10 protein-coding genes and 1 pseudogene are annotated in these 10,441 nt (G+C 65.0%); 8 read left to right on the plus strand and 3 right to left on the minus strand.

Features of this window, described 5'->3' with window-relative positions; genetic code table 11:
* The 4 genes and pseudogenes from DPV74_RS13960 to DPV74_RS13975 form a co-directional block, all read left to right on the plus strand.
* Window positions 1-116, plus strand: a pseudogene (locus DPV74_RS13960) (bifunctional pyr operon transcriptional regulator/uracil phosphoribosyltransferase); the annotation flags it as partial.
* Between the two features lie 73 nt (window positions 117-189).
* On the plus strand, window positions 190-1,221 hold the full coding sequence (locus DPV74_RS13965; protein ID WP_006476735.1) for an aspartate carbamoyltransferase catalytic subunit: 1,032 nt from the start codon (window positions 190-192) through the stop codon (window positions 1,219-1,221).
* A 61-nt stretch (window positions 1,222-1,282) separates the two neighbouring features.
* Complete coding sequence (locus DPV74_RS13970; protein ID WP_060084002.1) at window positions 1,283-2,572, plus strand: dihydroorotase; 1,290 nt, start codon at window positions 1,283-1,285, stop codon at window positions 2,570-2,572.
* Window positions 2,573-2,591: 19 nt separating this feature from the next.
* A complete protein-coding gene (locus DPV74_RS13975; protein WP_059695972.1) occupies window positions 2,592-3,449 on the plus strand; it encodes a 1-acyl-sn-glycerol-3-phosphate acyltransferase in 858 nt (285 codons plus the stop codon).
* 44 nt (window positions 3,450-3,493) lie between these two features.
* Here the strand turns inward: DPV74_RS13975 and DPV74_RS13980 are convergent, their stop codons facing one another.
* Entirely contained in the window at window positions 3,494-4,333 is an 840-nt protein-coding gene (locus DPV74_RS13980; protein WP_119337406.1) for a symmetrical bis(5'-nucleosyl)-tetraphosphatase, read from the minus strand.
* Between the two features lie 340 nt (window positions 4,334-4,673).
* On the opposite strand from DPV74_RS13980, the gene rfbB reads away from it, so the two are divergent.
* The 4 genes from rfbB to rfbD are packed head-to-tail and all read left to right on the plus strand — an operon-like array spanning window position 4,674 to window position 8,068.
* A complete protein-coding gene (gene rfbB / locus DPV74_RS13985) occupies window positions 4,674-5,735 on the plus strand; it encodes a dTDP-glucose 4,6-dehydratase (RefSeq protein ID WP_119337407.1) in 1,062 nt (353 codons plus the stop codon).
* An 11-nt stretch (window positions 5,736-5,746) separates the two neighbouring features.
* On the plus strand, window positions 5,747-6,640 hold the full coding sequence (rfbA, locus tag DPV74_RS13990) for a glucose-1-phosphate thymidylyltransferase RfbA (RefSeq protein WP_119337408.1): 894 nt from the start codon (window positions 5,747-5,749) through the stop codon (window positions 6,638-6,640).
* The gene (gene rfbC / locus DPV74_RS13995; RefSeq protein WP_027788193.1) at window positions 6,625-7,176 is read left to right on the plus strand and encodes a dTDP-4-dehydrorhamnose 3,5-epimerase; all 552 of its coding nucleotides are present in this window, start codon (window positions 6,625-6,627) and stop codon (window positions 7,174-7,176) included. Before rfbA ends, rfbC begins: the two co-directional genes overlap by 16 nt.
* Before the next feature lie 7 nt (window positions 7,177-7,183).
* On the plus strand, window positions 7,184-8,068 hold the full coding sequence (gene rfbD, locus DPV74_RS14000; RefSeq protein ID WP_205571912.1) for a dTDP-4-dehydrorhamnose reductase: 885 nt from the start codon (window positions 7,184-7,186) through the stop codon (window positions 8,066-8,068).
* 153 nt (window positions 8,069-8,221) lie between these two features.
* Here rfbD and DPV74_RS14005 read toward each other — a convergent pair whose 3' ends face one another.
* Window positions 8,222-9,340, minus strand: a complete 1,119-nt coding sequence (locus DPV74_RS14005) for a glycosyl transferase (RefSeq protein WP_060357131.1) — start codon at window positions 9,338-9,340, stop codon at window positions 8,222-8,224.
* A complete protein-coding gene (gene wecB, locus DPV74_RS14010) occupies window positions 9,331-10,431 on the minus strand; it encodes a non-hydrolyzing UDP-N-acetylglucosamine 2-epimerase (RefSeq protein WP_119337410.1) in 1,101 nt (366 codons plus the stop codon). The genes DPV74_RS14005 and wecB overlap by 10 nt, the downstream gene beginning before the upstream one ends.
* Window positions 10,432-10,441: the final 10 nt, after the last annotated feature.

Below are 10,441 nucleotides of genomic sequence, written 5' to 3' on the forward strand. Positions count from 1 at the left end.
TGCCGGTCGCCGCGCGCTTCGCGGGCGGCACGCTGGACGTGCCGGCCGGCGCGACGCTCGTGCTCGCGCGCGACGACGCGCAGTTCACGCTGCGCGTCGAGGCGCACGGCGCCTGAGCGGCACGCGAACCGTATCCCGGGCCGCTGGTTTGCACCGCGGCCCGTTTGCATAGTTGGAATCACGCACACCATGACCACCGACACCACTGGCCGCACCGGCAATCCCGCTGCGGCCGCGAGCCCCGACCGGTTCCGCTACGGCTTCCTGAAGGGCAATCCGCAGCTCACGAAAAACGGCGAGCTGAAGCACCTGCTGTCGATCGAGGGCCTGCCGCGCTCGATCGTCAATCACATCCTCGATACGGCCGAGCAGTTCGTCAGCGTGACGGACCGAGAAGTGAAGAAGGTGCCGCTGCTGCGCGGCAAGTCCGTGTTCAACCTGTTCTTCGAGAACTCGACGCGTACCCGCACGACCTTCGAGATCGCCGCGACGCGCCTGTCGGCCGACGTGCTGAACCTGAACATCAATGCGTCGTCGACGAGCAAGGGCGAATCGCTGCTCGACACGATCAACAACCTGTCGGCGATGCATGCCGACCTGTTCGTCGTGCGCCACGCGTCGAGCGGCGCGCCTTACCTGATCGCCGAGCACTGCGCACCGCACGTGCACGTGATCAACGCAGGCGACGGCCGTCATGCGCACCCGACGCAGGGCCTGCTCGACATGTACACGATCCGTCACTACAAGCGCGACTTCACGAAGCTGCGCGTGGCGATCGTCGGCGACATCCTGCATTCGCGCGTCGCGCGCTCCGACATCCACGCGCTCACCACACTCGGCGTGCCGGAAGTGCGCGCGATCGGCCCGCGCACGCTGCTGCCGGGCGGCCTCGAGCAGATGGGCGTGAAGGTGTTCCACAACCTCGACGAAGGGCTGAAGGGCGTCGACGTGATCATCATGCTGCGCCTGCAGAACGAGCGGATGAGCGGCGCGCTGCTGCCGTCGGCGCAGGAGTACTTCAAGACCTGGGGCCTGACACCCGAGCGCCTCGCGCTCGCCGCGCCCGACGCGATCGTGATGCACCCCGGCCCGATGAACCGCGGCGTCGAGATCGACTCGCAGGTCGCCGACGGCCCGCAGTCGGTGATCCTCAACCAGGTCACGTTCGGCATCGCCGTGCGGATGGCGGTGATGGGCATCGTCGCCGGCAACAGCGACTGAGCCCGCTTTCGCGCATCCTGATCCAGGCACTCAACGCATTCAACGCATTCACAGACAGCGCATGAAGATTCATATCAAAGGCGGCACGCTGATCGACCCGGTCGCCGGCACCGAACGGCAGGCCGACGTTTTCGTCGCGGACGGCAAGGTCGCCGCGATTGCCGACGCTGGCACCGCCGCGCCGGCCGGTTTCAACGCCGGGAAGACCATCGACGCATCGGGCCTGATCGTCGCGCCCGGCCTCGTCGACCTGTGCGCGCGGCTGCGCGAGCCGGGCTACGAGCACAAGGCGACGCTCGCGTCCGAAATGGCCGCAGCCGTCGCGGGCGGCGTCACGACCCTCGTCTGCCCGCCGGATACCGACCCCGTGCTCGACGAGCCGGGCCTCGTCGAGATGCTCAAGTTCCGCGCACGCAACCTCCACCAGGCGAACGTGCATCCGCTCGGCGCGCTGACGGTCGGCCTCAAGGGTGAAGTGATCACCGAGATGGTCGCGCTGACCGAGTCCGGCTGCGTCGGCTTCACGCATGCCAACGTGCCGGTGCGCGACACGCAGGTGCTGCTGCGTGCGCTGCAGTACGCGAGCACCTACGGCTACACGACGTGGCTGCGCCCGCAGGACGCATTCATCGGCCGTGGCGGCGTTGCCGCGAGCGGCGCGCTTGCGTCGCGGCTCGGGCTGTCCGGCGTGCCGGTCGCGGCCGAGACGATCGCGCTGCACACGATCTTCGAACTGATGCGCGTGACGGGCGCACGCGTGCACCTCGCGCGGCTGTCGTCGGCGGCCGGCCTCGCACTCGTGCGTGCGGCGAAGGCCGAGGGGCTGCCCGTGACGTGCGACGTCGGCGTGAATCACGTGCACCTGATCGATGTCGACATCGGCTACTTCGATTCGCAGTTCCGGCTTGACCCGCCGCTGCGCAGCGAGCGCGATCGCGAAGCGATTCGCGTGGCGCTCGCCGACGGGACGATCGACGCGATCTGCTCCGACCACACGCCGGTCGACGACGACGAGAAGCTGCTGCCGTTCGGCGAAGCGACGCCGGGCGCGACGGGGCTCGAACTGCTGCTGTCGCTGACGCTGAAGTGGGCGGACGAAACGCGTACGCCGCTCGCGCAGGCGCTGCGCCGCATCACGTCCGCGCCGGCCGACGTGCTGCAGCTGCCGGCCGGCCGCCTCGCCGAAGGCGGCGCGGCCGACCTGTGCGTGTTCGACCCGCGCGCACACTGGCGCGTCGAGCCGCGTGCGCTGAAGAGCCAGGGCCACAACTCGCCGTTCCTCGGCTACGAACTGCCCGCCTGCGTGCGCACGACGCTCGTCGCCGGACAGATCGCGTTCGAGCGCCCCTGAACCACGCCGGACCTTCGCCATGATTGCCCTTCGCAAGCTGCGTCTCGTCTTTCACCTGTTGCGCGGCATGGCGATCGTCGCGCTGCGTTTTTCGCACGTCACGCCCGCGCGGCGTGCCGAGATGACGCGCCGCTGGTCGCTCAAGCTGCTGCGGATCTGCGGGATGCGCCTCGTCGTCCACAACGACGGCGCGCGGCTCGACGCGAGCGCGCTCGTGGTCGGCAATCACGTGTCCTGGCTCGACATCTACACGATCAACGCGTGGCGGCCGACGCCGTTCGTGTCGAAGGCCGAGGTGCGGCAATGGCCGGTCGTCGGCTGGCTCGCCGAGAAGCTCGACACCGTGTTCCTGCAGCGCGAGAAGCGCACCGAGGCGATGCGGGTCATGCACGAAATGGCCGAGCGCCTGCGCAACGGCGGGCTGATGTGCGTGTTTCCGGAAGGCACGACGACCGACGGGCAGGAGCTGCTGCCGTTCCATGCGAACCTGTTCCAGGCCGCGGTATCGGCGGGCTGCGCGGTGCAGCCGATCTGCCTGATGTACGAGGACGCGCAGCGGCGGCAGTCGGTCGCGCCGGCCTACACGGGCGAGCTGGCGCTCGGCAAGTCGCTCGACATGGTGTTGCGCGGCGGCCCGATCGTCGCGCATCTATACGTGTGCGAGCCGATCGCGCCGGGCGGCGACCGGCGGGCGACGTCCGCCGCGGCGCGCGATGCGATCGCGGCCGCGCTCGCGACGCTGCAGGAGAAGGTCGGCAAGCCGTCGGCCGAGTCGCTTGCGGAACTGGCGAAGCATGCGTATCCGGCGACCGAGGTCGGCACCGGTGCGGCGCGCAACGAGGCGGCCGACGCGCCCGTGCCGGGGCGAGAGGGCTGACGTGTTGGGGCCGACCACCTCCGGCCCCGCGAATCAGTCTCTCGTCACTCTCCGCCCGGTGAGCGGCACGCTTCGCACTGCACCTGCGTGACTGTGCGCTGCGCCGGATCGGCCGTTAGCCGCACGGCCGACAGCTGGTTACCCCACACACATCCCGAATCGAGCGCGACGAGTTTCTCGCGCAGCATCAGGCCGAGCGCGGCCCAGTGCCCGAACACGACCGTCACGTCCTCCGTGCGGCGCCCCGGTACGTCGAACCACGGCAGGTAGCCGGGCGGCGCGCTGTCGGGGCCGCCGTTTGCCTTGAATTCCATCGCGCCGTCGGGCGTGCAGAAGCGCACGCGCGTGAATGCGTTGAACGCGACGCGCATCCGGTCGCGTTTCTTCAGGTTGGGACTCCATTGATTCGGCTCGTTGCCGTACAGCTGCTGCAGCGTATCGCGCCAGTCGGGCGCGCGCAGCGCGCGCTGGAGTTCGTCGGCAAGTTCGAGCACCAGCGTGGTGTCCCACTGCGGCAGCACGCCCGCGTGCACGAGCAGCATTCCGTTTTCCGCATGCACGAACGGGCGATGGCGGACCCAGTCGAGCAGCGCGTCGGCGTCGGGGGCGTCGAGGATTTCGCCAATCGTGTCGCCCGGGCGCTCGGTGCGCAGGCCGGCGGAGACCGCAAGCAGGTGGAGGTCGTGATTGCCGAGCACGACGGTCGCGCGCGGGCCGAGGTCGACGAGCGCACGCAGCGCGGCGAGGGAGCCGGGGCCGCGGTTGACGACGTCGCCGGCGATCCATAGCGGGGTGTCGGCGGGCGGGGACAGCTTGTCGAGCAGCGACTGGAGAGCGGAATGACAGCCCTGGATGTCGCCGATTGCGATGGGGGTGCGGGTCATGAGAGGTAGGTTGTTACAAATCCTGACGCGGGTCGAAAAAGGATGCGATCGCTGCAACTCAACTGCGAGCGTATTCGGGGAATTTTAACGTATTGATTTGAATGAATATTTTTTCGGGGGAGGGTCCGGGGCGCTGTTTCAAGTTGTTAGCGACGTGGATTTTGACCCAACCCGCTTCTTATAATTGGTGGCCCTTCAACAAAATTAGCATTTCATGGTTTTGAGGGTTACGGTCAGCAGTTAGAATGCCCGCCTTGGGGGGACGTGCACGTCATCGTCGCGTCCGGAGTTCGTGGCGGCTCGCGCTTGAGGCACGCCATGCATGACTAGAGGGAGCCTCATGATTCTGGTGACGGGCGGCGCGGGTTTTATCGGCGCCAATTTCGTAATCGACTGGCTTAGTCAATCCGACGAGGCCGTGCTCAATGTCGATAAATTGACCTATGCAGGCAACCTTCGCACGCTGCAATCGCTGAACGGAAGCCCGAAGCACGTATTCGCCCGCGTGGACATCTGCGACCGCGCGGCACTCGACGCGCTGTTGGCCGAGCACCAGCCGCGCGCGATCCTGCATTTCGCGGCGGAAAGTCACGTCGATCGCTCGATTCACGGTCCGGCCGAGTTCGTTCAGACCAACGTCGTCGGCACCTTCACGCTGCTCGAGGCCGCGCGCCAGTACTGGAGCGCGTTACCCGACGCGGAGCAGGCCGGCTTCCGGTTCCTGCACGTGTCGACCGACGAAGTGTTCGGTTCGCTGTCCGCGACGGATCCGCAGTTCTCTGAAACGACACCGTACGCGCCCAACAGCCCGTACTCGGCGACGAAGGCGGGCTCCGATCACCTGGTGCGTGCGTATCACCATACGTATGGCCTGCCGACGCTCACGACCAACTGCTCGAACAACTACGGCCCGTACCAGTTCCCCGAAAAGCTGATTCCGCTGATGATTGCGAATGCACTCGCGGGCAAGCCGTTGCCGGTCTACGGCGATGGCCAGAACGTGCGCGACTGGCTGTATGTCGGCGATCACTGCAGCGCGATTCGCGAAGTGCTCGCACGCGGCACGCCGGGCGAGACCTACAACGTCGGCGGCTGGAACGAAATGACGAACCTCGACGTCGTGCATACGCTGTGCGATCTGCTCGACGATGCCCGACCCAAGGCACAAGGCACGTATCGCGACCAGATTACGTACGTGAAGGATCGTCCGGGGCACGATCGCCGTTACGCGATCGATGCGCGCAAGCTCGAGCGCGAACTCGGCTGGAAGCCGGCCGAGACGTTCGCAACCGGCCTCACGAAGACGGTCTCCTGGTATCTCGACAACCAGGCGTGGTCGGACGAGGTGGCTTCGGGCGAATACCGCAAGTGGGTCGAGACCAATTACGCAGCACGCGTTTGACAGGAGAGACGATGACACGCAAGGGCATCATTCTCGCCGGCGGTTCAGGCACACGGCTCTATCCGATCACGCATGCAGTATCGAAGCAGCTGCTGCCGGTGTACGACAAGCCGATGATCTACTATCCGCTGTCGACGCTGATGATTGCAGGCATCCGGGACGTGCTGATCATCTCGACGCCGCAGGACACTCCGCGCTTCGAGTCGATGCTCGGCGACGGCAGCCAGTGGGGGATGAATATCCGGTATGCGACGCAGCCGTCGCCGGACGGGCTCGCGCAAGCGTTCGTCATCGGCCGGGACTTCGTTGGCAACGAGCCGTCGGCGCTCATCCTCGGCGACAACATTTTCTACGGGCACGATCTCGCGAAGCAGCTCGAGCGGGCCAGCGCGAAGGATACGGGCGCGACCGTATTTGCGTATCACGTTCAGGACCCCGAGCGGTATGGCGTGGTCGAGTTCGACCGCGAATTCCGCGCGATATCGATTGAAGAGAAGCCGGCAAAGCCGCGTTCGAGCTATGCGGTCACGGGGCTGTATTTCTACGACAGGCAGGTTTGCGACATCGCAGCCGACATCAAGCCGTCGGCGCGCGGCGAGCTCGAGATCACCGATGTCAATTCGCGCTACCTGGCGGCGGGCCAGCTCGACGTCGAGCTCATGGGGCGCGGTTATGCGTGGCTCGATACGGGTACGCACGATTCCTTGATCGAGGCGGCGACGTTCATCGCGACGCTGCAGAAGCGTCAGGGGCTCATGGTTGCGTGCCCCGAAGAGATCGCGTACCGCCGCAACTGGATCGACGCGGAGCAGGTGCTGAAACTGGCACAGCCGCTCGCGAAGAACGCCTACGGGCTGTATCTCCGGAACCTACTCACCCATCAGGTCGCATGGCAATCCACGTAACGTCAACGGCACTGCCCGAAGTCAAGCTTATCGAGCCGAAGGTATTCGGAGACGCGCGCGGGTATTTCTACGAGAGCTTCAACGCGCGCGAGTTTGCGGAGCACGTCGCTCCGGGTATCGAGTTCGTGCAGGACAATCACTCGCGATCCGCAAAAGGCGTGCTGCGCGGGCTGCACTACCAGATCGAACACACGCAGGGCAAGCTGGTGCGCGTGGTTGAGGGCGAGGTGTTCGACGTCGCAGTCGATGTGCGCCGCAGTTCGCCCAATTTCGGCAAGTGGGTCGGCGTGACGCTGTCCGCCGACAACCATCGGCAGCTTTGGGTTCCGCCGGGGTTCGCGCATGGCTTCCTTGTGGTGTCCGAGTCTGCTCAGTTTCTCTACAAGACGACCGATTATTGGTTTCCCGAGCACGAGCGCAGCATTGTCTGGAACGATCCGGACATCGGGATCGCGTGGCCGCTGGATGGCGAGCCGCTGCTGGCCGTCAAGGATGCCGCGGGCATGCGGTTGATGGACGCAGATCTTTTTGAGTGAGGTCGTGATGAATTCCGAGTCGACGATCCTCGTAACCGGTGTCACGGGTCAGGTAGGCTTTGAACTGCTGCGCTCGCTGCAGGGGCTCGGCCGCGTGGTGGAGTGCGACCGCTCGATGCTCGATCTGTCTGATCTCGACCGGATCCGTGCTGTCGTGCGGGCGTTGCAGCCGGCCTTCATCGTGAATCCGGCTGCCTATACGGCCGTCGACAATGCCGAGGACGACGTCGATGCGGCAAGACGCATAAATGCCGATGTGCCGCGGGTCCTGGCGGAAGAGGCTGCGCGCAGCGGTGCGGTGCTGATTCACTACTCGACCGATTACGTGTTCGACGGAGCCAAGGCGGGCGCGTATACCGAGACCGATGCAGTGAATCCGCTGAACGTGTATGGGATGACCAAGCTTGAGGGCGAGCGTGCGATCGAGAGCGCAGGGTGCGCGTACCTGACCTTGCGAACCAGCTGGGTATACGGGCGACGTGGCAGGAATTTCTTGCGCACGATGCTCAAGCTGGGCGCGGAGCGACCCGAATTGCGTGTGGTTGCCGACCAGGTCGGCGCGCCGACCTGGTCGAAAACAATTGCAGCCGCGACTGCGCACATCCTCTCCAAAGGGCTGGCGGCCCATGATGAGGCCTGGTGGCAGGCGCGCTCCGGAACCTATCATCTGAGTGCAGCCGGCGAGACGTCCTGGCACGGTTTCGCCAAGGCGATTCTCGGCATCGCGATGGGGGATGACGCACCCGCTGTGGTGCCGATTTCCGCGAGCGAGTTTCCGGTGCGCGCACGTCGCCCGGCGAATTCGCGCTTGTCCCACGGCAAACTCGCCGAGACGTTCGGCTTGCACCTGCCCGATTGGGAATACGCGCTGGGCCTCTGCATGGCCGACTGAAAGGGATCGCCGGTGCATCGCTCGGTATTGACCGGGCGCGTCAGGGTAACGGGCAGTCGAGCAAGCGGCGGATCCCGTCACCGGGTTTTACCGTCTTGTCAGCCTTGCATGCCGAAGCGAACCGCGATCGAGCGGGGATAGAACGATAGAACACTAGCCGAGAATGCCTGTTGCCGCGAAACGGGCGGCCCAGCTGTTTGCGCTCCGGATCCGCGATACCTCGTCGTGTGTCGTCCGGTATTCGAGTGCCTCGACAACGATTGAAGACAGGTTCTCGGATCCGCTCGAGAGGAATGTACCGGGTTCGTCGCACCGTGTTGCCATTTCTCCGAAGGGGGTCGAGATGACCGGTAATCCGAGCGCTCTGTACTCGTAATACTTGATCGGATCGACACCGTCCGTGAGCGAGTTGCGCAGGAACGGAATCAGGCCGACGTCGAAGTCCGACATCGCGGCGAGAGCGGCGGCGTGTTTCAGCGGCGGAAGAATCTGCACGTTCTCGGGCAGCGCGATTTGCGGGGGATGGAATAACGGCCCGATCAATCGAATCGTGTCCGCGGGGCGGCATTGCGCAAGCGCAGCGAGCCATTGCCAGTCGAACCAAGGCCCCATGGTGCCCAAGTAACCCAGTACATGCGGCCCGGCATGATCCGACGTCTTTTCGCGGAACGCCGGAAGGACGGCTGGATCGAGCCCGTTGTGGACCAGCCTGGCGTCAGGCCGAATACTGCTCCAGCTCGAGCGCAAGCCCGAAGACGATACGAAAACCGTGTCGACCTCGCGCGCGACAGCGAGTTCGGTGCGTTTCATCGCCGAGCGCGAAACGCCTCGATAGAACGACGGGAAGTCGTCCATCCTGTCGTAGAGCGACCGGGCGGGACGAGCCGCTCGTAACAAGTCGAGCGCGAGCCCGGACGGCTTCCCGACCGCGAGAAGCGTGTTGCGCTCGGCGCAGAATTGCACGACGCGACGCGTGATGTCACGCCATCCGAATCGATTGATTGCGGTGCCGAGGGGCAGTGGCTCAAGCGGAAGGCTGCGGATGCGGACGACGTCGAGCCAAGGCGGCGCGGCCGTATGCGCGTCGGACTTGCCTTCGCCGGATGGGCGGCGCAAGTCTTGAAGCATGGGCAGGCGGGTTGGATACGGATCGATCCAGAGCACACGGCCATGGGTTTCTTGATGAAACCACTCGACGAACTTGTGAGGTCGCTGTGCAAAGCTGCTCCATGGCACCGGCGACAGATAGACGAGTTGTTCGATCACACGCATTGTTCCCGGATGACGTCGAAAATCCGCTGGGCTGCCTTTCCGTCACCGTAGGGCGAGACGCCGCGTGCAACCTTGCCGTATTCCTCGGCGTTGTCGAGCATCAGTTGGACCGCATTGACGATCGTATCGGTTTGAGTGCCGACGAGCCTGACGACACCGGCTTCGACAGCTTCCGGGCGCTCGGTCTCGTCGCGCAACACCAGGACCGGTTTGCCCAGAGCTGGCGCTTCTTCCTGCACGCCGCCCGAGTCGCTGAGGATGAGGTACGAGCGCTGCATGGCGGCGACGAACGGCACATAGTCGAGCGGCGGGCAGAGTCGGATCCGGGCGTGGTGCGACAGCAGTTCGCGCGTCGTACGCTGGACGTGCGGATTGGGATGTACGGGAAACAGCACCTCGATGTCGTCGTTGGCGTCGACAATCTGGCGAATGGCATGGCAGATCCGTTCGAGCGGGGCGCCGAAATTCTCCCGGCGATGCGCGGTGACCAGGATCAGCCGTTTCGTGTCGTCGATATCGACGCCGCAGGACGGATGTGTCCGCAAGACAGTGTGAAGCGCGTCGATGACGGTGTTTCCGGTCACCCAGATCTGGTCGCTGGGGATGTTTTCATGCAAGAGGTTGTCGCGCGAACTCGCTGTCGGCGCGAAATGCAGCCTTGCGAGGCGCCCCGCGAAAACGCGGTTCATCTCTTCAGGAAACGGATTGCCGAGATCGCGGGTACGCAGGCCTGCTTCAATATGACCGAACGGTATATGCCGATAGAAGCATGCAAGCGCCGTGGCCATGACCGTCGTGGTGTCGCCTTGTCCCAGTACGAGATCGGGACGCTTGTCCACGAGCACGGCATCGATACCGTCAAGCAGACGCGACGTCAGGCTGGCAAGCCCCTGATTCGGACGCATGATGTCGAGATCGACATCCGGTTTGATATCGAAACAGGTCAGGATCTGGTCGAGCAGATCGCGGTGTTGCGCGGTCGCGAGCACGTGCACCTTGAATCCCGGATCCGCTCGCAAACGCAGGATGACCGGCGCCATCTTGATGGCCTCCGGTCGCGTACCTACGACGCACAGTATGGTTCTAGACATGCTGTCGTTA

Origin of the sequence: Burkholderia sp. HAN2018, from assembly GCF_024704855.1 — a bacterium.
Taxonomy (GTDB): Bacteria; Pseudomonadota; Gammaproteobacteria; order Burkholderiales; family Burkholderiaceae; genus Burkholderia; species Burkholderia cepacia.

Coding starts and splice junctions, on each gene's coding strand:
- DPV74_RS13965 (WP_006476735.1), top strand. CDS start 190: ATGACCACCGACACCACTGGCCGCACCGGCAATCCCGCTGCGGCCGCG.
- DPV74_RS13970 (WP_060084002.1), top strand. CDS start 1,283: ATGAAGATTCATATCAAAGGCGGCACGCTGATCGACCCGGTCGCCGGC.
- DPV74_RS13975 (WP_059695972.1), top strand. CDS start 2,592: ATGATTGCCCTTCGCAAGCTGCGTCTCGTCTTTCACCTGTTGCGCGGC.
- DPV74_RS13980 (WP_119337406.1), bottom strand. CDS start 4,333: ATGACCCGCACCCCCATCGCAATCGGCGACATCCAGGGCTGTCATTCC.
- rfbB (WP_119337407.1), top strand. CDS start 4,674: ATGATTCTGGTGACGGGCGGCGCGGGTTTTATCGGCGCCAATTTCGTA.
- rfbA (WP_119337408.1), top strand. CDS start 5,747: ATGACACGCAAGGGCATCATTCTCGCCGGCGGTTCAGGCACACGGCTC.
- rfbC (WP_027788193.1), top strand. CDS start 6,625: ATGGCAATCCACGTAACGTCAACGGCACTGCCCGAAGTCAAGCTTATC.
- rfbD (WP_205571912.1), top strand. CDS start 7,184: ATGAATTCCGAGTCGACGATCCTCGTAACCGGTGTCACGGGTCAGGTA.
- DPV74_RS14005 (WP_060357131.1), bottom strand. CDS start 9,340: ATGCGTGTGATCGAACAACTCGTCTATCTGTCGCCGGTGCCATGGAGC.
- wecB (WP_119337410.1), bottom strand. CDS start 10,431: ATGTCTAGAACCATACTGTGCGTCGTAGGTACGCGACCGGAGGCCATC.